Raw genomic sequence first — 22,697 nt, 5'->3', positions numbered from 1 at the left:
GCACGCATGAGTCCGGGATGGCCCTAAGCTGATGGTCTGCATGACTCCCGAGAGGTTGGCTCTTCGAGGGTCACCGGAAGTCCCTCGCGCTTTTATCGAAGTTGAGTGCGGCTGCCTCTCACCCTACTCTCGCCCGGCCGGTTATCGGCAAGCTGGAGGAAATCATGAAAACTCAATACTTGATGGCATTGTCACTGCTCAGCGGCATCGCAATCGGCGGGTTCGCGTTCCAAGGTTTGCACGCTCAAACCAAGCTGAAGGCCTACAGTATCGGTGAGATCGAACCAATTGCTGGTGCAACTGTTTCGCCCGCTTATATCGAGGCAGCGAGAAGGGCACTGGCCGAGGCCGGTGGCCGCTCAATGGGGACTTTGAAAGGCAGAGTTTTCCACGCGGAGGGTGGGCCTGCTCCAATCAGTGTGGCCATGACCGAGTGGGATAGCGCAGATGCCGCGATAGCATTTTTCCAGTCCAAGGTCTGGAAGGACCTTGCACCTGAGGGCGCGAAAACCGCGAAAACGATACGGCGATACATCGTGGAAGTTGAGAAGTGACCACCAACTTTGGTCACATGACTAGGCCGCCTCAGTTGGCGGCCTAATTCATTTCGATGTTGCCTGCTAGCCCTAAGCTGACGGTCTGCATGTCTAGCGCTCATTCCCTGCGATGTCGGTATGCGCCTCTTGGCGATGATGTTAAAGAAAGGGTGTTCGCGAAGCCCGCAAATACTCGCATTCTGCGGCATCGTCGGCGCACTGGTAAGGAGCCGCAGGATCACTTCTGCTCCCGCATGGTCGATGCGGCGCGCACACCTGAGGGCGTCTCGCCGAAGTGCCGGCGGAACGTGCGATTGAAATTAGAAACGTCACCAAAGCCGACTGCATACGCGATGTCGATGATGGCCAAATGCAGATGGTGCGGGTCAGTCAACATCGCGAAGGCACGCTCGAGCCGGCGTCCTGCAAGATGCTCGGTGAAAGACTTTCCGGTCCCCTCCTCGAGCAATTTTTGCACGTATCGCCGCGACATGCCGATCGCCCCAGCGACCTTGTTCAAATCGAAATTGGGATCGCTGTAGCGTCTCGCGACTTCCGCTAGGATCGCCTGCAGCTTTGCTGCCTTCACACCGCGCTCCGTAATGATGTCTGTTGCTTGGTCGGTCGGCCCGAGCGTCGCGGCGACAAGATCGAGGAGATGTACGCCGACGGTGGCGGCTAGCTCTGATGACGGAGGTTCTTTGAAGGATGCGAGCGACCGCAGGTAGCGGTTGAGAAGTCTCAGCGCCGGTCCGGAACGCACTGGCCGACCTGATAGGTCTTCCGGGTTGGCCACCAGAGACCTAAGGGCGGCAGCCTGCACGGTTACGAATTTGACGCTCCCCCCACGCGGCCCAAATACTCGCAGCGTCCTTCCCCGATCGACCAAACAAGCGGAGCCGACGTCATAGCCATACTCTTGGCCAGCATTTGCAAATTGGACCGGTCCAGCCTCGACGAGGTTCAGTCCGAATTGCTCACGGCTATCCTTGAGGTGGTGTTTGTGACGAATAAACTCCACCGGCGTCGTGACAAGGCTACAAACGCCAACCGCACCGAGCGACAAGCAGGTGACGTCGATACGTGGGCGGCCACCGCTGTGGTCTATCACGTCCAACGCGAGGTTCAGCCGCGCAAACTCCTCACGGAACGTGGAGAACCGCACGCGCTCCGGCAGCATCTCGGTCGACCATCGCAAAAGGTGAGATGACGTTGGCATCTCGACCTCCCGTTTTGGGGGCAGTCCCTCAAGTAATCATAATGGGCGGCGCTTCGCTACTGTGTGAAATGGCTTACAAAGGGAAGCCGGCTGCGCGACATTCGTCCTGTTGAGGACCGCTTGTGGCCCAAGGCCGACATGCAGCGCGTCGGTTTCGACGTCAGCTTCCGAGACCGAAGCGGACGTGACGAATCTATGAGCACAGGTCCTAATTACGCACGCGACGGCGCATCCGCGAGCGAGCTCAGCGCGATCCCACCGACGATCAGGGCCGCGGCAATCGCCAGCGAGAGATCGATCGGCTCGCCGAGCAAGAGGGCTGCGGTCACGATACCGACGATCGGCGTCGCCGTGGTGCCGAGCGAGGTGGTCAGTGCCGGCAGGCTCTTGTTGACCATGGACATCGCCCAATAGGCCAACGCCGTACCGATGAAGCCGGAATAGAGGAACAGCAGCAGGAGGTGTGGCGACCATTTCACCTCGGGCACGCCTTCGGTGACGAGCGCCGACATCGTCAGCACCAGCGTCGCGACCAGCACCTGCCACAGCAGCAATTGCAGCGGCGTCGCGATCCAGCGGTGCGAGCGGATATAGATGATGTTCGCGGCCCAGCAGATCGCGGCGATGATGATCATGCCGGCGCCGGCGAGGACATGCAGATTGCTCCAGTCCAGCGACGCCGGGTTGAGGATCACGCCGAGCCCGGCGAGTCCCAGCGCGACGCCGACAAGCTTGAGCGTCCCGAGCCGTTCGGTGCGCGCGGCGGCCGCGGCAAGCGCGACCCAGAGCGGCGTGGTGTAGCCGAGCACGACGCCCTTGCTGGCCGGGAGATAGCGCAGGCCGGCGGCGACCAGCGTCGAGAAAAACGTCATGTGCAGCAGCGCCACGCTGAGCACGACCGGGACATCGGCGATCCGCGGAATGATCAAATTGCCGCTGGCGCGCAGGATCACCAGCAGCGCGATCAGGGCGACCCAGCTGCGGATCGATGCGGTCCACAGCGGCGGCACCGCCTCGACCAGCGATTTCGTGACCGACCAGTTGATGCCCCAGGCCAGCACCACGACGATGAACAGGGCGGCGGCCTTGGCGGGGGAGAGTGACTGGTTCACGGCAGGATCCTTGCAGGCAATACCGCTTGTGAATAGGATCATGCTGGCTCTCTCGAAAGAGCCAGATTTGGTAGAGTAGTGGAGCCAGATTGATCCTCGCCGAATTGCTCGCGCTGAAGCGATCGGACGATGCCGGGCTGGCCGCGCAGTTGACCCAGCAGCTGCGCGCGCTGATGGCGAGCGGCCGGATCAGGAGCGGCGCCATGCTGCCATCGAGCCGCAGCCTTGCGGCCGAGCTCGACGTGGCGCGCAACACCGTGACGCATGCCTATGAGCAGCTCGTCGCCGAAGGGTATCTGCGGGTCGCGGCGCGGCGGCGGCCGGTTGTGACCGACGATATCGAGGCGCGCTTCGCCAAGGCTCTGCCCGCGCCACGCCGTGATGCCGCCCGCAAGCCGCTGCTGTCGCCTTGGGCGTTGCAGCTCTCCGATACGGATTGGCCGCTGTCCTACCAGGCCGATTTCCGGCCGCTGCGTCCCGGGCTTGCGGATGCACGGGAGTTTCCGCACGAGATCTGGGCGCGCTGCCTGCGTCGCAGCGCATTGCGCCGCCGCTTCAATGACCAGACCGTGGTCAACCGGCCGAGCCTGCGCGAGGCCTTGCGCGATTATCTCGAAGTCAGCCGCGGCGTGCGCGCCGAGGCCGATCAGATCCTGGTGCTGCCGACGGCGCAGGCGGCGCTGACGCTGATCGCCGCGACCACCATCGTCGCCGGCGATGCGGTGTGGACCGAGGATCCCGGCTATCCCGGTGCGGCGGCGGCGTTTCGTGCCGCCGGTGCAAACGTCGTCGGTGTCAGCCTCGATCAATGGGGCATGATGCGGACGCGCGCGACGCGCGCGCCGAAGCTGATCTTCACCACGCCCTCGCATCAGCACCCCACAGGGCGCGTGATGCCGGTCGCGCGCCGCACCGAGCTGTTGGCTTCTGCCGAGCCCGGCAAGACCTGGATCGTCGAGGACGATTACGACGGCGAGTTTCACTATGACAGTCGCCCGATGCCGGCGCTGCAGGGGCTCGATCGCGAGGGACGCGTGCTCTATCTTGGCACCTTCGCCAAGGCGATGACCGCCGATATCCGCATCGGCTATCTGGTGGTGCCGCCATCACTGGCGCGGACGATGGAGATCGCGCAGCGCCATCTCGGGCTGATCGCCTCCGTGCATGTCCAGGAGGCGCTGGCCGGCTTCATGGCCGACGGGTATTTCCTGGCGCATGTCAGGCGGATGCGGCGGATCTATCGCGCGCGCCGCGATCACCTCGCGGCGGCGCTGGCGCGGCAGCTCGGCGAGGTGCTCACCGCCGAGGTGCCGCCGGGCGGCATGCAGCTGATTGCCCGTTTCAAGGATGGCCGTGCGGACCGGGATGCTGTGACGCGCCTGGTGGTCGCCGGCGTCGAGGTGCGCGCACTGTCGAGCCTCGCGCTGGAGCGGCCGCGCGACCACGGCCTGTTGCTCGGCTTCGCCGCCTGGCGCGAGAACGAGATCGGCGCCGCGGTGCGGATCATGGCGAACTGCCTGACCGGCAAGCGCGCGGCGCGCGGGCAAAGGGACGCTCGCACGATTTCGGAATAATGGAAGATATCCCTGAGTTGCCCGACGTGTCAAGTTGCCTTGTCGAGCGGTGTCAGTAGCTCGTGATCTGTCGCCTGTTTGTAGCTCGTGAAGTGTCGTGTTTTCGGTGCTCCGGAACAAGGGGGGCACGATGGGCACGGCATCCATTCACGAGGGTGTACGACGGATGCGGTTTTCAGATTTGCTGGATCGGACGGAGGCGAAGGAACTGACGCAGGAGGCAGCATCGGAGGTTCTTGGGATCAGTGTTCGGACGTTTCAACGCTGGGCGGAGCGCTATGAGGCGGAGGGCGACGACGGGCTTGTCGACCGCCGGCTGGGGCGTCGTTCGCCACGGCGGGCGCCGGAGGAGGAGCTGGAACGGATGCTTGCGCTGTACCGGGACAAGTACGCGGACTTCACGGTGAAGCACTTCCACGAGCAGATGCAAAAGCGGCACGACTATGTGCTGGGCTATACGGTGACGAAGCTGGCGCTGCACGCGGCAGGGCTGGTGCGGAAGGCTCCGAAGCGTTCGGCGCACCGCAAGAAGCGGCCGCGGCGGCCGCTTCGGGGCATGCTGCTGCACCAGGACGGATCGCGCCACGTTTGGATCGAAGGCCTGCCCGCGAGGGACCTGATCGTCACGATGGACGATGCGACCAGCGAGATCTACTCGATGGTGCTGGTCGAGGAAGAAGGAACGGCCTCGACCTTCCAGGCCTTGCGCGAAGTGATTGGCGAGCATGGCCTGTTCTGCGCGCTCTACACCGACCGCGGCAGCCATTATTTCCTGACCCCAAAAGCTGGCGAGAAGATCTCGAAGACGCAACAAACCCAGGTGGGACGGGCTTTGTCGCATCTTGGGATCGAGCATATCGCAGCCTATTCGCCGCAGGCGCGCGGGCGCTCCGAGCGGGTGTTCGGCACCTTGCAGGACCGGCTGCCGAAGGAGCTGCGGCTTGCCGGGATCACGACGGTTGAGGCTGCCAACGCGTGGCTGAAGGCGCATTACATCCCCGGGCACAACGCCGCGTTTGCGATCAAGCCCGAACAGGAAGGCACGGCATTCGTGGCCGACCGGCATGAGGCCTGGCGCGAGGCGCTGTGCGTGATCGAGGAGCGAACCGTCGCCAACGACAATACCGTTGCATGGAACGGTCGGCGGCTGCAGTTGCCGGAGAGCCGGCTCAGGCCTCACTTCGTCAAGGCTGTGGTGCGCCTCCATGAGTATCCCGATGGCACCGTCAGCGTGTTCCTCGGACCGCATCGGTTGGCGATGTTTAGCGCCAACGGACAGCAGATCAGCCCCGACGCGCCCCAGCCTGGCGGCGTGCTCGGAGCCGTCAAGGACAAGCCCTGGCGGGCGCGCAAGCGCGCGTCCTTGACCGCTCCTGCGCGCACCGCCGTCAAGATCGTGCGGGTCGGGGCGGAGAAACGGGCTTCAAGCCGAACAAAGAAACTGACAAAGTCCCCACCAACAATATCCCTGGCATGACCAAATCGGCCGAGCCGTCCGCGCCTTCCGGCCACGCCGATAATCAACAACGAAGGCGACAGATCACGAGCTACAAAAACACGACATCTTCACCCGCTACGGACAGTTGCCTTGTCGAGCGCCGGCGGCCGCCGGCACCTTTGCATGGGGTTGTTTTCGATATTTTTTAGCACGCCCCTGCGACGGCCCTCGTGCGGGAGAGGGACGCCGCCCAGATGCTGCTACGGCACGACCCGTCTCGCTGTGTCGCAGGCTTACTCCGCGGCCTTGGTGACGATCCGCACCTCCGACGTCAGCGTCTTGTGCACCGGGCACTTGTCGGCGATCTCCATCAGCCGCTTGCGCTGGTCGGCGTCGAGGTCGCCCTCGATCCTGATGACGCGGTCGATCTGGTCGAGCATGCCTTCGCGCGTCTCGCACTCCTCGCAATCCTTCGCGTAGATCTTGCTGTGCGTCAGCGTTACGGTGACGCGACCGAGCGGCAGCGACCTGCGGTCGGCATACATCCGCATCGTCATCGAGGTGCAGGCGCCTAGCCCGGCCAGCACGAAGTCGTACGGCCCGGGGCCGGAATCCTGACCGCCGACGGCGATCGGCTCGTCGGCCAGCATGCGATGCGGGCCTGCCGTGATGATCTGCTGAAACTTGCCGGCGCGGGTCTCCTGCACCACGACGTTGCGCGGCGCAGTGCCGGTATCCGCCGCCGGCTGCGGCGCGATATCGATGTAGCGTTCGGCCCAGGCGCCGATCACGTCGGCGACATAGTCGGCATCCTGTTTGCCGCTCAAGAGATGGTCGGCCTCGGCCAGCGAGACGAAGCTCTTGGGGTGCCTGGCGGCGCTGAAGATGTGCGTGGCGTTGTCGATGCCGACGGTGTCGTCGGTCGGCGAATGCATGATCAGCAGCGCCTTGTGCAGCTGCTTCACCTGCGCCATCAACTTCTGCTCGGCGACGTCGTCGAGGAATTCGCGCTTGATGCGGAACGGGCGGCCCGCGAGCGAGACTTCGCCTTCGCCCTGCGTGCGAATGTCCTCGATCCGGTCTCTGAAGAAATGCGTGACATGGACGGGATCTGACGGCGCGGCGATGGTCGCGACCGCCTTGGCCTCGGGGATTTGACCCGCGGCGGCGAGGATCGCGGCGCCGCCCAGGCTGTGGCCGATCAGGATCGCGGGTGCTGTGCGCATCTCGCGCAGATGGTCGGCGGCGCGGACGAGATCGGCGACGTTCGACGAGAAGGTCGAGTTGGCGAACTCGCCCTCGCTGGAGCCGAGGCCGGTGAAGTCGAAGCGCAGCGTGGCGATGCCCTTGGCCGCGAGCGCGACCGCGATGCGCTTTGCGGCCAGCACGTCCTTGCCGCAGGTGAAGCAGTGCGCGAACAGCGCATAGGCCTTGATCGGCCCGTCGGGCGTGTCAAGCGCGGCGGCCAGCTGATGGCCGCCAACACCGGTGAATTGAAAGCGTTCGTGCGGCACGGGCAGGCTCCATCATCTTGTTGGTGTGTCAGTCGCCAGAATAGCGCTGTTCGGCCCAGGGATCACCGCGATTGTGATAGCCACGGACCTCCCAGAAGCCGGGCGCGTCCTCGGTGAGGAATTCGATGCGCTGCAGCCACTTCGCGCTCTTCCAGAAATACAGATGCGGCACCACGAACCGCACCGGGCCGCCATGCTCCTGCTCCAGCGGCTTGCCCGACCAGCTATGGGCGAGCAGCGCGTCCTCGGCGGCAAAGTCCTCGATCGGCAGATTCGTCGTATAGCCGTCATAGGAATGCAGCGCGACGAAGCGCGCGTCCTCGCGCGGCTGGCAGGCGGCGAGCAGGTCGCTTGTGGCGAGCCCTTCCCACTGGTTGTCGTAGCGCGACCAGGTCGTGACGCAGTGGATGTCGGAGACGAATTGCGTTTGCGGCTGCGCCATGAACTGCTGCCAGGTCCAGTAGATGGTCTGCTCGACCGCGCCGTAGACGTCGAGCCGCCAGCGCTCCTGGGAGATGTTCGGCATCAGCCCGAGATCGAGCACCGGCCAATCCGCCGTCAGATGCTGGCCCGGCGGCAGGCGCTGCTCCTCCGGCCGGGTGACCTTGCCGGTGAGGAATTTGCCTTCGCGTGCCCAGCGCTGCTTGCTGCGCGTCAGCTTGCTCTCGGGCGGTTCGTTATCGTCGGTCATGGCGTCGTGCGATCATTCGTGGCGGTGCATCGCGGAGTCGCGCTTGGTATCGCGCATCGTCGAGTAGATCAGCAGCGACAGGAAAATCATGCCGCTGAGATAGTAGTAGAACCAGTCCTCATGCCCGATGCTCTTGAAATAGAGCGCGACCGCCGGCGCGGTGCCGCCGAAGATCGACACCGTGATGGCGTAGGGCAGGCCGACGCCGAGCGCGCGGACGTTGGTTGGAAACAGCTCGGCCTTCACGATCGCGTTGATCGAGGTGTAGCCGGCGACGAAGATCCAGGCGCCGCAGATCAGAAGGAAGGCCATGAACGGCGACTTGGTATCCTTCAGCGCGGTCAGGATCGGGATCGTGCCGAGCGTGCCGGCGATGCCGAAGAAGATCAGCAGCGGCTTGCGGCCGATCTTATCGGAGAGCCCGCCATAGATCGGTTGCAGGATGGTCGCGAAGATCAGCGAGCCGAAGATCACGAAGGTGGTCTGGTCCTCGGTGAGGCCGACCGACAGCTTCACGAAGGTCTGCATGTAGGTGGTGAAGGTATAGAACGCCGCGGTGCCGCCGGCGGTGAGGCCGACCACCAGCAGCAATTCGCGCGGATAGTTCAACAAGCCGACGATCGAGCCGGTCGGTTTGGAAACCTTCTTGGCCTCCTCGAAGGCCTCGGTCTCATGCAGGCTGCGGCGCATCACCGCCGCGACGATCGCGAGCATGGCGCCGATCACGAACGGAATCCGCCAGCCCCAGGCCTTCAGCTCGTCGGGCGTCAGGAACACCTTTTGCAGCAACAGCAGCACGATGATCGCGGTGAGCTGGCCGCCGATCAGCGTGACGTACTGGAAACTGGAATAGAAGCCGCGGTGCTTGGGATCGGCGACCTCGCTGAGATAGGTGGCGCTGGCGCCATATTCGCCGCCGAGGCTCAGGCCCTCGATCACGCGGGCCAGCGCCAGGATCGCCGGGGCCGCGATGCCGATCGAGGCATAGGTCGGCGTCACCGCGATGATCAGCGAGCCGAAGCACATGCAGACCACCGAGAGGGTTAATGACAGCCGCCGGCCATAGCGGTCGGCGATGAAGCCGAACAGCCAGCCGCCGAGCGGGCGCATGAGGAAGGTCGCGGCAAACAGCACGGCCGCATTGAGCTGCTGCACCACCGGGTCGCTGTGCGGGAAGAACGCCGGCGCGAAATACAGCGCAAACGCCGTGTAAGCGTAAAAATCGTACCACTCGACGAGATTGCCGACCGAGCCGATGAAGATCGCCTTCACCCGCCGCTCGACATCGTGGATGTCGAGATGATCGCTCGCGGGCTGAGCGGTTTGTTCGGTCATTGCATTGCTCCCGGACTCGTCGGTTCGATTCCGGGGCAAGCTACCTCATTGGGTGACGCGATGTAACCGCTGTCGGGTTCCTCAGGCGTTGTTGCCGAACAGAACGGGCAGTTGACGCGGGCCGCGGACCGTGCCTTCCGACCAGGTGACCTTGCCGGCCGGATCGAGCCGGAAATCAGGGATTCGCTTCAGCCATTCCTCGATCGCGACCTGCATCTCCATCCGCGCAAGGTTGGAACCGACGCAGCGGTGGATGCCGAGGCCGAAGGCGGCGTGGCGGTTCTCCTTGCGATCGATCACCACCTTGTCGGCATCGGGGAACATGGCGGGATCGCGATTGGCGGCGGGGAAGGACAGCAGCACCATGTTGCCTGCCTTCACAGGGCAGCCGGAGATCGTGGTCTCCTTCATCACCTCGCGCGCCATCGTCACCGGCGAATACGCGCGCAGGAATTCCTCGATCGCGGTCGGGATCAGCGCCGGCTCCGTAATCAGGCGCTCGCGATCGGCCGGCGTCTTGGCGAGGTGCCAGAGCGAGGAGCCGATCGCGCTCCAGGTGGTGTCGATGCCGGCGATCAAGAGCAGCCGCAGCGAGCCGAGCACATGCTCGTCGGTGAGCCGCTGGCCGCCGGGGCCCTTGGCCCGCAGCAGCTGCGAGATCAGATCGTCGCCCGGCTCGAGCTTGCGCTGCTCGAGATGGGCCACGAAGTAGCCGGTCATCTCGCGCACGCCGTTCATCAGCTCGTCTTCGTTCTTGATGCCGAGCTCGAGGATCTGGTGGATCCATTTGATGAACAGGTCGCCGTCCTTCTCGGGAATTCCCAGCATATGGGCGATGGCGCGCACCGGGATGTGCTTGGTGTAGCGCGCGGCGGCGTCGCAATGGCCATCGGCGATGAATTCGTCGATCAGCTCGTTGCAGATCGCGCGCACCCGCGGCTCCAGCCGCTTCATCGCGTCCGGCGTGAACGGCGGCAGCAGCACCTGCTTGGCGGGCTTGTGCTCCGGCGGATCGGAGGTGATCGGCGGCGCGCGAGCGGTGATCTCGGGGCGGATGTCGCGCACGATGACGCGGCGCGAGGAGAAGTGCTCGGTGTCGTAGGCGATCTCCTTCACCGCCTGATAGGTGGTCGGCATGTAGCAGCCGAGGAAGCGCTCGGTATGCACGACGGGCGAAGCCGCGCGCAGCGTCTCCCAGATCGGGAACGGGTCGTCGGTCCAGACCGGATCGGTATGGTCGAAATCATGGACCCAGTCGGAGACCGGGGGATGTTCGGGCAGATAGCTTGCGGACGGGGAATCGGACATCAGCTCGTTTCCTTCTCGTTCGATCAAACGCTGGTTGGCTCAACGGGCGGCGCACGGCCGTCCCCGGCTGGCCGTCATTCCTCGGTGACTTCGATCGCGATTTCCGGGCAATTGGTCTGCGCGAGCCAGGCCTTGTCCTCGAGCCCGGCCGGGACCGTCCCGTCGCCGACCTCATGGGCGTTGCCGTATTCGTCGAGCTCGAACAGTTCGGGGGCGAGTGATTTGCAGCGGGCGTGACCCTGGCACTTGTCCTGGTCGACGCGGATTCTGAGCTTGGACATGCAAGCACCTCCCTCGGCTCTGGCGCATTGTGGGTTGCGCCGGGTTCCTCATTCCGGTTTATGCAAGCCTTGTTTAGGCAAGTTCTTGTTTAGGCAAGCTCTTGGCTTGCTTGGGCGGCCGGCCCTCTTAACCGGATCGCCAAGTTATAGTATATTACATTATCGTCGCGCTTGCGCGTCAAGCGAAAATTCAGCGATCATTGCCGCAATGGGACAAATCGTTCGTAAGCCGTTCAAAACCTACCACCATGGCGACCTCCGCGAAGCCCTGATCCAGGCCGCGTTACGCGAGGTCGAGCTCGGTGGTCCCGAGGCGATCAGCATCAAGGCGCTGGCCAAGCAGCTCGGCGTCTCGCAGCCGGCGCCGTACCGGCATTTCGCCGACCGCGAGGCGCTGCTGGAGGCGGTGACCGCGGAAGCATTCCGGCAGTTCAACGTGATCATGCGCGAGGCGATCGAGCAGTCGAGCAAGGGCTCGAAGCTGTCGCGCTTTGCCCAGGCCGCGCTCGCCTTCGGGCTCGAGCGCCACGGCATCTACCGGCTGATGTTCGCGTCGCGCACCATGGCCTGCGCGCCCAAGGGCAGCGAGCTGCACACCGCGGCGATGGAAACGCTGGCACTGCTGATCGAGTCGTTCGAGGCGCCCGCGGTCGGCCTGCTGCGCGAGCGGCAGGCGCTGAAGATCTGGGCCGGGCTGCACGGCATCGTGATGCTCGCCGAGCAGGGACTGCTGACCGGCGAGTCCGCGCAGATCAGCCGCGAGGAGTTGCTGGACGAAATCGTCGAGCAGACCAAGGCGGCACTCACTGTGGCGCTGCAGGCGACGGAGGATAAGGCGTAGGGCAGATCGTCTGCAGCCTATCCCTTCGTCCCATAGAGATAGATAGCCCCGGGATTGCGAGGAGCTCGCGACAAAATTGCAGAGCAATTTTGCGCTGAAACGACGAAGCAATCCATCGTTCTGCGCGCTCGGTGACAGATTGCTTCGCTTCGCTCGCAATGACGAAGTGGAGGGTATCGCCCGCCTCTCCACCATAAGGGTCAGGATCGCGGCGGCTGCGGATCGATCGGGGTGGTGCCGCGCACGCCCAGAATGTCCTCCAGCACTTTCGCGCCGGCCAGAAGCTGCGCCTCGGCGCGCGGCTTTGCGACCATCTGCAGGCCGACCGGCAGGCCCGAGGCGGTGAAGCCGCAGGGCAGCGACAGCGCCGGGCAGCAGGCCAGCGTGATCGCGTAGACGATGCCGAGCCATTCGACGTAGTTGTCGAACTTCTTGCCGTCGCACTCCGCGACATAGCGGTTCTCGACCGGAAACGGCGCCACGATGGTCGCGGGCGCCAGCAGCAGGTCGTACTTGTCGAAGAATTCGAGCGTACGCGCCGTCATCGCGACGCGCTGCGCCTCGGCGCGTTCGAGCTTCTCGACCGTGAGCTTCAACCCTTCCTCGATGTTCCAGATCACCTCGGGCTTCAGCAGATCGCGTTTGGTGCGCAGCAGTTCGGCCTTGCTGATTGCGAAATCGAACGCGCGCAGCACGTGGAAGCATTCATGGGCTTCGCTGAAATCGGGATGCGCCTCCTCGACGATCGCACCGGCTGCCGCGAACCGCTCCGCCGCCTTGCGGGTCACCGCCTTGACCTCGGGATCGACCGGCGTGATGCCGAGATCGGGCGAATAGGCGATGCGCTTCGGCCTGCTGCCTGACCGCGCCGCCGACAGGAACGACGTCGGCAGTGCGGGCAGCGACAGCGGATCGGCGGCATGCTCGCCGCTCATCGCGTCGAGCAGCAGCGCGAGGTCCTCGACATTGCGTGCCATCGGTCCCTGCTGGCCGAGCGTGCGGTCGACGCCGAATTTCGGCGTCTGCGCGACGCGGCCGATCGACGGCCGGAGGCCGACGATGCCGCAGAAGCTCGCCGGATTGCGCAGGCTGCCGCCCATGTCGGAGCCGTGCGCCAGCCACGCGGTGCCGCTCGCAAGTGCCGCCGCGGCGCCGCCGGAGGAGCCAGCGGCCGAGCGCGATGTGTCCCAGGGATTGCGGGTCGGGCCGAACACCTCATTGAAGGTGTTGGCGCCGGCGCCGAATTCCGGCGTGTTCGACTTGGCGTAGATCACGCCGCCATTCTGTTCGAGGTGCTCGACCAGGATGTCCGACTTCGCCGGGACGTTGTCCTTGAAGATCGGAGAGCCCAGCGTGGTCAGCACGCCGGAGACGGCGGTGAGGTCCTTGATCGGAACCGGAAGGCCTGCGAGCAGGCCGCGCTCACTGGCCGGTTTCTGCATCAGGGCCTTGGCGTGGGTGCGGGCGCGGTCGAAGCAGAGCGTCGGCAGCGCGTTGACCTTGCCGTCCACCTCGGCGATGCGCGTCTCCAGCACGTCGAGCAGATCGAGCGGCGTAACGTCACCGGCCTTCAGCTTCTCGACGACGGCACACGCCGTTTCCTTCACCAAGCCCTGATCAGCCATGCGCCGTTGCTCCTATGCCTTCTGTTTGCTTGTGCTGTAGAACATTTCCTGCCGTCGTGGCAATGCGACGAGAACCGAAGGGACAGGGATGGCAGCGTTGTTTTCCGCGCTGGACTGGCGCGCGATGAGCCAGCAGGAGCGTGACCTCGGCTTGAACAACGGCGTTGCCGTCAAGGGCAGCGCCGAGATCGCCGCCGGCTGGGAGCAACGCTCGGCGGCACTGCGGCAAAAGCACGCCGGCCGTCTCGACCTCAGATACGGCTCGCGCGAGCGCAACCGGATCGACTTCGTGAAAGTTCGCGACGGCGCGCCGACGCTGCTGTTCATCCACGGCGGCTATTGGCAGACCCGTGCCAAGGAAGTGTTCACGACCTTCGCCGAGGGGCCGATGGTCCACGGCATCAATGTCGCGCTGATCGGCTATACGCTGGCGCCGGATGCGACGCTCGACGACATCGTCGCCGAGATCCATGCCGGCATCGACTTTCTGGCCGGGCAGTTGCCCGCGCTCGGGGCCGCTGCCGAGGGCATCGTGGTGTCGGGCTGGTCGGCCGGCGGACATCTGACATCGATGGCGCTGTCGAACGGCCATGTCCGGGCCGGCATGGCGATCTCGGGAATCTACGACCTCGAGCCGATCAGGCATTCCTACCTCAACGAAAAGCTGAGGCTCGACGAAGCGGCGTCGCGGCGCAACTCGCCGATGATGGCGGAGGGCGGCACGGCAAAGCCGCTGTCGCTGGTAGTCGGCAGCGCCGAATTGCCGCTGCTGCGCAAGCAGACCGCCGATTTCGCCGGCCATCGCGCCCGCTACGGCTTGCCGGTGACCTATGAGGAGATCGCCGGCGCCGATCATTTCTCTATCATGAACCAGATGCTGGCGCCGCAGGGCCGCATCACGACGCTGATCCGGCAGCTGTTCGAGCGGACGGCGTCGTCCTGAGGTGCGAGCCTCTTCGGCGAGCCTCGAAGGATGGCGCAGCCCGTGGCCCATCCTTCGAGACGCCGCGCTACGCGCGGCTCCTCAGGATGACGGCGGTACAAGCGGAGGGGCGATTTCTAACCCCATCCCGACGTCAGCCCGCCATCCACCGTGTAGATCACGCCCGACGTATAGCCCGCGCGGTCGGAGGCGAGGAACGCCATCAGGTCGCCGATCTCGCGTGCATGTGCGGGCCGGCCGAGCGGCAGGCCCTTCTGGAATTCCTTGTAGCGGTTCTCGTCGCCGAACTGGTTCTTGGCGCGGGTCTTGAGCAGCGTGACGTGGCGGTCGGTCCCGACCGGGCCGGGATTGATGCCGACGACGCGGATATTGTCGGCGAGGCTCTTGCCGCCGAGCGCGCGGGTGAACGCCATCAGCGCGGCATTGCCGGCGCTGCCGCAGATGTAATTGGCGTCGAACTTCTCGCCGGCCGCGCCGATGTCATTGACGATCACGCCTCCGCCGCGCGCCTTCATCTGGGCGTAGATCGCGCGCGTCAGATTGACGTAACCGAACACCTTGAGCTCCCACGCATGCCGCCAGGTCGCCTCGTCGATCTTGTCGATCGAGCCGCCGGGGATATCGCCAGCATTGTTGACAAGGATATCGATGTCGGCGGCCTCCCCGGCGAGGCGCGCGAGATCCTCGGACTTGCGCAGATCCACCACGCTGGTCGCGGCAGATATCTGGTGCGCGGAGCGCAGCCGCTCGGCGAGCGCCTTGAGCTGGTCGCCGTTGCGGGCGGCGAGCAGGAGGTTGGCGCCTTCCTCGGCAAAGGCTTCGGCGGCGGCCGCGCCAATGCCCTTGGAGGCGCCGGTGATCAGGACACGCTTGCCGCGCAGATGCAGATCCATGGGATGTCTCGCTTGGTATGAGGAGTGGGTGTCGGCGAATTTGGTGGGGCAGGGTCGCGCCGCGGTCAACACTGCACTGCAGCGTTGCGCTCGCGCAAAGTTTGGTCCATTGCAGGACCATGAGAATAGGCGGCATTGCCGGCCGGGCAAATCACAAGGGTGTTCTCGATGAGCAGCGCAAAGAAGCAGTATCGGATTGCGGTCATTCCCGGCGACGGCATCGGCAAGGAAGTGATGCCGGAGGGCCTGCGCGTCATCGAGGCGGCGGCCAAGAAGCACGGCGTCGACGTGAAGTTCGACCATTTCGACTTCGCTTCCTACGACTATTACGAGAAGCACGGCGAGATGATGCCGGCCGACTGGAAGAACCAGATCGGCAAGCATGATGCGATCTATTTCGGCGCGGTCGGCTGGCCGGCGAAAATACCCGACCATATCTCGTTGTGGGGATCGCTCATAAAATTCCGCCGCGAGTTCGACCAGTACGTCAATTTGCGCCCGGTGCGGCTGATGCCCGGCGTGCCGTCGCCGCTGGCGAACCGCAAGCCCGGCGACATCGATTTCTGGGTGGTGCGCGAGAACACCGAGGGCGAATACTCGTCCGTCGGCGGCCGCATGTTCCCGGACACCGACCGCGAATTCGTCACCCAGCAAACCGTGATGACCCGCACCGGCGTCGACCGCATCCTGAAATTTGCGTTCGATCTGGCGCAGTCGCGGCCGAAGAAGCATCTGACCTCGGCGACCAAGTCGAACGGCATCTCCATCACCATGCCCTATTGGGACGAGCGCGTGGAGGCGATGGCCAAGAAATATCCCGGCGTGAAGTGGGACAAATACCACATCGACATCCTGACCGCGAACTTCGTGCTGCATCCGGACTGGTTCGACGTCGTGGTCGGCTCCAACCTGTTCGGGGACATCCTTTCCGATCTCGGCCCGGCCTGCACCGGCACGATCGGCATCGCGCCGTCGGGCAACATCAATCCGGAAGGCGACTTCCCCTCGGTGTTCGAGCCGGTCCATGGCTCGGCGCCTGACATCGCCGGGCAGGGCATTGCCAACCCGATCGGCATGATCTGGTCGGGCGCGATGATGCTGGAGCATCTCGGCGAGAAGCAGGCGGCGGCTGCGATCGTCGGCGCGATCGAGCGCACGCTCGGCGAACGCACGCTGCGCACGCGCGATCTCGGCGGCAATGCCGACACCACGGCATGCGGCAAGGCCGTCGCGGAGATGGTGGATTAGGCTGCGCCGTCAAGAACGGGGTCGTCCTGGCGAAAGCCAGGACCCATTACCCCGAGTGCTTGTTGTGTTGCTGGGTCTGACCACCGCCCTGCGCGATGACGCAGGCCGGTGGTAATGGGTCTTGGATCGCGCTCGCTACGCTCGCTTGTCCAGGACGACGTCGTTATTGATTGCTTCGCAATCTGCGTAGGGCGGGTTAGCCACCCTACGGCCACTGTCGTCCATGCGAAAGCAGGGACCCATAACCACAGGGTCTCGTTGTTGGGGCTCGCTGTGCCCCCAGCCTTCGTGACAATGGGCAGTGATGGTTATGGGTCCCGGCTCGCGCGGAGCTTGTCATCGGGCGGCGCTTTGCGCCGACCCGTTGGCTTGGCCGGGACGACGGTGAAATTACCCCTTCACGATCCTTCGGCAGTGCTCCCACGCCGCGTGGATCAAATTCTCGCTCGCCTCGGGCGTGCGGAAGGCGGAGTGCGCCGACAGCGTCACGTTCGGGATCCTGGTCAGCGGGTGATCCTTCGGCAGCGGCTCGATGTTGTAGACGTCGAGGCCGGCGTGGCGGATGTGGCCCGAATTGAGCGCATCGATCATCGCCAGCTCGTCGACGATCGCGCCGCGCGCGGTGTTGATCAGCACCACACCCTTTTTCATCTTCGCGATCTTGTCGCGCGTGATCAGGCCGCGGGTCTCGTCATTCAGCAGCAGGTGGATCGAAACCACGTCGCTGCTCGCCAGCACGGTGTCGAGATCGACGAATTCGACACCCGGATGGCTCTTGGCCGACCGGTTCCAGGCGATCACCTTCATGCCGCTGCCGAGTGCGATGCGGGCGACCTCGGCGGCGATGCCGCCGAAGCCGACCAGGCCGAGTGTCTTGCCGGTGAGCTGCATGCCGTCCTCTCGCAGCCAGTTGCCGGCGCGCATCTCGCGGTCCATCTGCGCGATCACGCGCGCCGACGACCACATCAGCGCGATCGCTGACTCCGCGACCGCGGTGTCGCCATAGCCCTTGATCAGGTGCACGGAGATACCGAGCTCGGCAAGCTCTTCCGGGTTCATGTAGCTGCGCGCGCCGGTGCCGAGGAACACGACGTGCTTCAGGCCGGCGCACTTCTTCGCAACATCGGTCGGCAGCGCGGTGTGGTCGACCACCGCAATCTCGGCGCCGTCGAGCACCGCCGGATAGTCCTCGGACTTGATGTCCGGGTTGCGGTTGATCCGCATCCTGGGATCGCCGGGCTTTTCCAGTCGTTCCGTGATGACAGCAAGCGATTCATTGGCGTCGACAAACACTGCGCGCACGAAAGCCTCCATCCGATGAGGAGAAATGATGATCAGGACGCGACGCCGGCGAGCGCCAGCACCGTATGCATCAGGACGTTGGCGCCGGCGGCGCAATCTGTCTGCTTGGCATCTTCCAGCTCATTATGGCTGATGCCGTCCTTGCAGGGCACGAACACCATTGCTGCCGGCATCACCGTGTTGAGGTTGCAGGCGTCGTGGCCGGCGCCCGAGGTGATGCGGCGGTGCGAATAGCCAAGCTGCTTGGCGGCGTTCTCGACCGCGTCGACCAGCTTCGGATCGAAGTGCGTCGGCGCCTTGCGCCAGACGAGATCAAGCTGCACCTCGACCTTGCGCTTTGCTGCGATCTCGCTCACAGCGGCACGCAGGTCGCGATCCAGCGCATCCATGATCCCAGCGTCGGCGCTGCGGCAATCCACCGTGAAGGTGATCTCGCCGGGGATGACGTTGCGCGAGGGCGCGGCGATCACGGCCTCGCCGATGGTGCCGACCGCCTTCGGGCCGTGCTTCTTCGCGATGCTCTCCATCGCCAGAACGATCTCGGACAGCGTCGCCAGCGCATCGCGGCGCAGCGGCATCGGGGTCGAGCCGGCGTGGCTCTCGAAGCCGGTGATCTTGCCGTCGTACCACAACACGCCCTGGCCGGAATCGACCACGCCGATGGTCTTGTTCTCGGCCTCCAGGATCGGACCCTGCTCGATATGCAGCTCGACGAAGCTGGTGAACTTCTGGCGGCCGACCGGGGCGTCGCCGCGATAACCGATCGTGTCCAGCGCCTGCGCCACCGTGACGCCCTCGGCGTCCTTGCGCGACAGGATGTCGTCGGTGGTGAAATCGCCGACATAGGCGGCCGAGGCCATCATCGCCGGCGCAAAGCGCGAGCCTTCCTCATTGGTCCAGTTGCAGATGCAGATCGGCAGCTCGGTCTCGATCCCGGCATCGTTCAGCGTGCGCACCATTTCGAGCGCCGCCAGCGTGCCGAGCACGCCGTCATATTTGCCGCCGGTCGGCTGGGTGTCGAGATGTGAGCCGACGCCGATCGGCGGCTTCGACATGTCCCGTCCTTTCCTCAACCCGAACATCGAGCCGAGTGCGTCGACCTGCACCTCGAGGCCGGCGTCCGCGCATGCCTTGCGGAACCAGTCGCGCACCTGCTTGTCTTCGGCGCTCAAGGTCAGCCGTCGCACACCGCCCTTGGGCGTTGCACCGAACTGCGCGGTTTCGTGGATGGTGCCCCAGAGGCGGGCGGAATCGATCTGCAGGTTGGTGGCGGCTCGGCTCATGTCGTCAGTCCATTTTTATTTTCGTCATTCCGGGCGATGCGTCAGCATCGAACCCGGAATCTCGAGATTCCGGGTCTGGTCCTTCGGACCATCCCGGAATGACGTTCGATTATCCGGCAATCGTTCAATGACGCGCCACTCTCGCGCCGTCAACCGCCACGCTCGTCTGCGCGATCTGCCTGGCGAGATTGGCGACGCGCTCGATGGCGACCGCATCGGGCGAGGCGAGCCAGCTCGCGGTGAAGGTGAGGGGCGGCAGCTTGAGGTCGGTGTCGAGCAGCAGCAAGCGCCCGTCGGCAAGCTCGTTCTCGACGATCGCCGCGGGGATCACCGCGATGCCAAGCCCTTCATTGGCCATGTGGATCACGGTCGCGAGCGAGGTCGAGGCGTGCAGCCGGATCGGCGGCAGATCGGGGGCGTTGAACAGCGCGCGTACGGTCTCGTAGGGCTGGGTCTTGCGCGGAAAGGTGATGATCGGAAACCGCGCCAGGTCCTGCCGCGCCACCGGGCCGTCGCCGAGGCCGAGCGCCGGGCTCGCCAGGAAACCGATCGGGTAATCGCACAGCACGTGGTTGTGCGCGCCGGACGCCGAGACCGGTCCAAGCACGAAGGCGAGCTCGATCTCCTGCGCCAGCAGCCGCTGCGTCAGATTGGGCGTGATGTCGACCTCGATCTCCAGCGACAGGTTCGGGTAGACCTCGTTGACGCTTTTGACGAGGCGCGGCAGCCAGGTGTGCACGATAGTCTCCGCGACACCGAGCCGCAGCGCGCCGCGCATCGCCGAACGGTCGCCGACCTCGGCCATCATCTCCGAACGCAGGCCGATCAGCTTCTCGGCATAGATCATCATCAGCCGCCCGCTCGGGGTGGGCGAGGCCACCCGGTGGTCGCGGTTGAGCAGCTTGACGCCCATTTCGCGCTCGAGCTGGGCAATGCGCTGGGAGATCGCCGGCTGGGTGGTGTTGAGCCGCTGGGCGGCGCCGCGGAAGCTGCCGAGCTTGACGACCCAGAGAAATGTCTCGATCGAGCGGAAGTCCGTCATTGGAAGCATTTTCCCGATCGATAAATCTGCTTTATCGATTTTGATTAGAAAGGACGATTAGACATTATATCACGCTTGGTGTTGGTTTGTCCTTGTCGAGATTATGGGCAGGAGAATCCCATGACTGTTTTTGCGGCAGTGCAGCGATCTCAGGGGGAGCCAGTGCTGGCGAGCGTCGAAGCGCGCCGCGCCTGCCGTGACGGCGTGGCCTCGGCCACCACAGCCGGCCTCGCCAACGGTTTCGTCCAGGGCAATCTCGCGATCCTGCCGGAAAAGCTCGCCGGCGCCTTCCACCGCTTCTGCCAGCTCAATCCGAAGCCGTGCCCGATCATCGGCATGTCTGACGTCGGCGATCCCCGCATTCCGGCCCTTGGTCTCGACCTCGACATCCGCACCGACGTGCCGCGCTACCGGGTCTGGCGCGACGGCGAGGTGGCGGACGAGCCGACCGACATCACCAAATACTGGCGCGACGATCTCGTCACCTTCGTGCTCGGCTGCTCCTACTCTTTCGAGGAGGCGCTGCAGGATGAGGGCCTGCCGATCCGTCACATTGAACGCAATCTGCGTGTGCCAATGTACCGCACCAATATCGCCTGCAGCCCGTCGGGACCGTTCGCGGGACCCATGGTGGTGTCGATGCGCCCGTTCAAGCCGGCGGATGCGATCCGCGCGGTGCAGATCACCTCGCGCTTCCCGTCGGTGCATGGCGCGCCGGTCCATCTCGGCCATCCGCATGCGATCGGCATCAAGGATATCGCCAAGCCCGATTACGGCGATGCGGTACCGGTCGCCGATGACGAGATCCCGGTGTTCTGGGCCTGTGGCGTCACGCCGCAATCGGTGATCGCAAGTGCGAAGCTGCCGTTCGCGATCACGCATTCGCCGGGCCTGATGCTGGTGACCGATCTCAGGAACAAGCAGCTCGCTGTGCTCTGAATAGGCAATTCGTGCAATTCATTGAGGCTTTACTGCGCGCTACAAGCGTCACATCGATAATAACAAGCTGACCAAGGGGAAATTTCGATGACGATCTCTCGCCGTAACGTGTTGCTGGGTGCCACTGCCGCTGCTGCGCTCGGTCCGATGGCCGCGCGCGCGCAGACCAGTGAAGTGGCAATCGGCGTGATCTATCCGCTCTCGGGCGCCAGCGCCCAGATCGGCGTCGATGCGCAGCGCGCGTTCGAGACCGCGGCAGACATCATCAACAAGAACTATGACTTCGCATTGCCGCTCGCCAAGGGCGAGGGCCTGTCCGGCCTCGGCGGCGCCAAGGTCAAGCTCGTGTTCGCCGACCACCAGGCCGATCCGCAAAAGGGCCGCGCCGAAGCCGAGCGCCTGATCACGCAGGAGAAGGTCTGCGCCGTGATCGGCACCTATCAGAGCGCGGTCGCCGTCACCGTCAGCCAGATCTGCGAGCGCTACGGCGTTCCGTTCCTCTCGGCGGACAATTCCTCGCCGAGCCTGCATCGCCGCGGCCTGAAATACTATTTCCGCGCCTCGCCGCATGACGAGATGTTCTCGACCGCGATGTTCGACTTCTTCGATGCGATGAAGAAGAAGGGCCAGAAGATCGAGACGCTGGCGCTGTTCCACGAAGACACCATCTTCGGCACCGATTCGGCGAACGCGCAGACCAAGCTCGCCGGCGAGCGCGGCTACAAGATCGTGGCCGACATCAAGTACCGCGCCAACTCGCCGTCGCTGACCGCGGAGGTGCAGCAGCTCAAGGCGGCGAATGCCGACGTGCTGATGCCGTCGAGCTACACCACCGACGCGATCCTCCTGGTGAAGACCATGGCCGAGCTCGGCTACAAGCCGAAGAACATCATGGCGCAGGACGCCGGCTTCTCCGAGAAGGCGACCTACGACGCGGTCGGCGACAAGCTCGAGGGCGTGATCTCGCGCGGCAGCTTCTCGCTCGACCTGGCGCAGAAGCGGCCGATGGTCGGTCTCATCAACGAGATGTACCGCGCCAAGTCGGGCAAGGACTTCAACGACTATTCGTCGCGCCAGTTCATGGGCCTGATCGTGATGGCGGACGCCATCAACCGCGCCAAGTCGACCGACGGCGACAAGATCCGCGAGGCGCTGGTCGCCACCGACATGCCGGGCGATCAGACCATCATGCCGTGGCGGCGCGTCAAGTTCGACGAGATGGGGCAGAACAACTTCGCCGATCCGGTGCTGTTGCAGTACTCCGCGAAGAACTTCGTGACGATCTTCCCGGAACAGGCCGCCGTCTCCGAGGCGATCTGGCCGATGAACAGCTGATCGGTCGGGCGCCAGAGCGTCCGTTCCGATCGTATCGGAGCGGAGCTCTGGATTCTTGTTGCGACGCGTTTTCCTAGCGCGAACCGGTATCCACTTCGCTCGAAAACGCTATTGAGGGGGCAGACGGCGGTGACAGCCGAAGACATCATTCAGAGTCTCGCATGTTCCGTCATTGCGAGCGAAGCGAAGCAATCCACGTCTCCGCGAAAAGGAAGCATGGATTGCTTCGTCGCTTCGC

Annotated in this window: 20 protein-coding genes; 8 read left to right on the top strand and 12 right to left on the bottom strand. The window is 64.5% G+C overall.

What is annotated here, in order from left to right:
• Positions 1–164: 164 nt before the first annotated feature.
• Entirely contained in the window at positions 165–554 is a 390-nt protein-coding gene (locus J2R76_RS14870) for a DUF1330 domain-containing protein (protein ID WP_076827158.1), read from the top strand.
• 220 nt (positions 555–774) lie between these two features.
• Here J2R76_RS14870 and J2R76_RS14865 read toward each other — a convergent pair whose 3' ends face one another.
• Together J2R76_RS14865 and J2R76_RS14860 are read right to left on the bottom strand one after the other, a co-directional pair.
• The gene (locus J2R76_RS14865; protein WP_083714984.1) at positions 775–1,755 is read right to left on the bottom strand and encodes an AraC family transcriptional regulator; all 981 of its coding nucleotides are present in this window, start codon (positions 1,753–1,755) and stop codon (positions 775–777) included.
• Positions 1,756–1,967: 212 nt separating this feature from the next.
• Positions 1,968–2,909: a DMT family transporter gene (locus J2R76_RS14860; RefSeq protein WP_076827162.1), complete on the bottom strand. Its 942-nt coding sequence runs from the start codon at positions 2,907–2,909 to the stop codon at positions 1,968–1,970.
• Between the two features lie 47 nt (positions 2,910–2,956).
• Between J2R76_RS14860 and J2R76_RS14855 the strand changes: the two genes are divergently transcribed.
• The gene (locus J2R76_RS14855) at positions 2,957–4,441 is read left to right on the top strand and encodes a PLP-dependent aminotransferase family protein (RefSeq protein WP_082653809.1); all 1,485 of its coding nucleotides are present in this window, start codon (positions 2,957–2,959) and stop codon (positions 4,439–4,441) included.
• A gap of 166 nt (positions 4,442–4,607) precedes the next feature.
• Positions 4,608–5,918: an ISNCY family transposase gene (locus J2R76_RS14850; RefSeq protein ID WP_076827164.1), complete on the top strand. Its 1,311-nt coding sequence runs from the start codon at positions 4,608–4,610 to the stop codon at positions 5,916–5,918.
• A gap of 254 nt (positions 5,919–6,172) precedes the next feature.
• On the opposite strand, the gene J2R76_RS14845 is transcribed toward J2R76_RS14850, so the two are convergent.
• The 5 genes from J2R76_RS14845 to J2R76_RS14825 form a co-directional block, all read right to left on the bottom strand.
• A complete protein-coding gene (locus tag J2R76_RS14845) occupies positions 6,173–7,393 on the bottom strand; it encodes a bifunctional alpha/beta hydrolase/OsmC family protein (protein WP_076827166.1) in 1,221 nt (406 codons plus the stop codon).
• Between the two features lie 28 nt (positions 7,394–7,421).
• Entirely contained in the window at positions 7,422–8,084 is a 663-nt protein-coding gene (locus J2R76_RS14840) for a sulfite oxidase-like oxidoreductase (RefSeq protein WP_076827168.1), read from the bottom strand.
• Positions 8,085–8,096: 12 nt separating this feature from the next.
• A complete protein-coding gene (locus tag J2R76_RS14835) occupies positions 8,097–9,419 on the bottom strand; it encodes an MFS transporter (RefSeq protein WP_076827170.1) in 1,323 nt (440 codons plus the stop codon).
• Positions 9,420–9,500: 81 nt separating this feature from the next.
• Complete coding sequence (locus J2R76_RS14830; RefSeq protein ID WP_076827172.1) at positions 9,501–10,727, bottom strand: cytochrome P450; 1,227 nt, start codon at positions 10,725–10,727, stop codon at positions 9,501–9,503.
• Between the two features lie 74 nt (positions 10,728–10,801).
• Positions 10,802–11,008 carry a ferredoxin gene (locus J2R76_RS14825; protein ID WP_016842874.1) on the bottom strand — a complete coding sequence of 69 codons (207 nt, stop codon included), beginning with the start codon at positions 11,006–11,008 and terminating at the stop codon, positions 10,802–10,804.
• Between the two features lie 208 nt (positions 11,009–11,216).
• Here J2R76_RS14825 and J2R76_RS14820 point away from each other — a divergent pair, with 208 nt between their 5' ends.
• Positions 11,217–11,849, top strand: a complete 633-nt coding sequence (locus J2R76_RS14820; RefSeq protein ID WP_076827173.1) for a TetR/AcrR family transcriptional regulator — start codon at positions 11,217–11,219, stop codon at positions 11,847–11,849.
• Between the two features lie 200 nt (positions 11,850–12,049).
• On the opposite strand, the gene J2R76_RS14815 is transcribed toward J2R76_RS14820, so the two are convergent.
• Positions 12,050–13,474 carry an amidase gene (locus J2R76_RS14815; RefSeq protein WP_076827175.1) on the bottom strand — a complete coding sequence of 475 codons (1,425 nt, stop codon included), beginning with the start codon at positions 13,472–13,474 and terminating at the stop codon, positions 12,050–12,052.
• 88 nt (positions 13,475–13,562) lie between these two features.
• Between J2R76_RS14815 and J2R76_RS14810 the strand changes: the two genes are divergently transcribed.
• Positions 13,563–14,417 carry an alpha/beta hydrolase gene (locus tag J2R76_RS14810; protein WP_076827177.1) on the top strand — a complete coding sequence of 285 codons (855 nt, stop codon included), beginning with the start codon at positions 13,563–13,565 and terminating at the stop codon, positions 14,415–14,417.
• 116 nt (positions 14,418–14,533) lie between these two features.
• Here the strand turns inward: J2R76_RS14810 and J2R76_RS14805 are convergent, their stop codons facing one another.
• Positions 14,534–15,310, bottom strand: a complete 777-nt coding sequence (locus J2R76_RS14805; RefSeq protein ID WP_057017642.1) for an SDR family oxidoreductase — start codon at positions 15,308–15,310, stop codon at positions 14,534–14,536.
• A gap of 168 nt (positions 15,311–15,478) precedes the next feature.
• Between J2R76_RS14805 and J2R76_RS14800 the strand changes: the two genes are divergently transcribed.
• The gene (locus J2R76_RS14800) at positions 15,479–16,558 is read left to right on the top strand and encodes a tartrate dehydrogenase (protein WP_057017663.1); all 1,080 of its coding nucleotides are present in this window, start codon (positions 15,479–15,481) and stop codon (positions 16,556–16,558) included.
• A gap of 390 nt (positions 16,559–16,948) precedes the next feature.
• On the opposite strand, the gene J2R76_RS14795 is transcribed toward J2R76_RS14800, so the two are convergent.
• The 3 genes from J2R76_RS14795 to J2R76_RS14785 form a co-directional block, all read right to left on the bottom strand.
• Positions 16,949–17,860, bottom strand: coding sequence for an NAD(P)-dependent oxidoreductase (locus tag J2R76_RS14795; RefSeq protein ID WP_076827234.1), 912 nt, complete (start codon positions 17,858–17,860; stop codon positions 16,949–16,951).
• 32 nt (positions 17,861–17,892) lie between these two features.
• A complete protein-coding gene (locus J2R76_RS14790; RefSeq protein WP_057017665.1) occupies positions 17,893–19,143 on the bottom strand; it encodes a Zn-dependent hydrolase in 1,251 nt (416 codons plus the stop codon).
• Positions 19,144–19,267: 124 nt separating this feature from the next.
• Complete coding sequence (locus J2R76_RS14785; protein WP_057017643.1) at positions 19,268–20,185, bottom strand: LysR family transcriptional regulator; 918 nt, start codon at positions 20,183–20,185, stop codon at positions 19,268–19,270.
• 120 nt (positions 20,186–20,305) lie between these two features.
• On the opposite strand from J2R76_RS14785, the gene J2R76_RS14780 reads away from it, so the two are divergent.
• Positions 20,306–21,124 carry a putative hydro-lyase gene (locus J2R76_RS14780; RefSeq protein WP_076827179.1) on the top strand — a complete coding sequence of 273 codons (819 nt, stop codon included), beginning with the start codon at positions 20,306–20,308 and terminating at the stop codon, positions 21,122–21,124.
• Between the two features lie 87 nt (positions 21,125–21,211).
• Positions 21,212–22,459 carry an ABC transporter substrate-binding protein gene (locus tag J2R76_RS14775; RefSeq protein ID WP_076827180.1) on the top strand — a complete coding sequence of 416 codons (1,248 nt, stop codon included), beginning with the start codon at positions 21,212–21,214 and terminating at the stop codon, positions 22,457–22,459.
• The last annotated feature ends 238 nt before the right edge of the window (positions 22,460–22,697 follow it).

Origin of the sequence: Bradyrhizobium sp. USDA 4532 (assembly GCF_024171315.1) — a bacterium.
GTDB lineage: Bacteria > Pseudomonadota > Alphaproteobacteria > Rhizobiales > Xanthobacteraceae > Bradyrhizobium > Bradyrhizobium australafricanum.
This window is presented reverse-complemented; position numbering and strand designations above follow the sequence as displayed.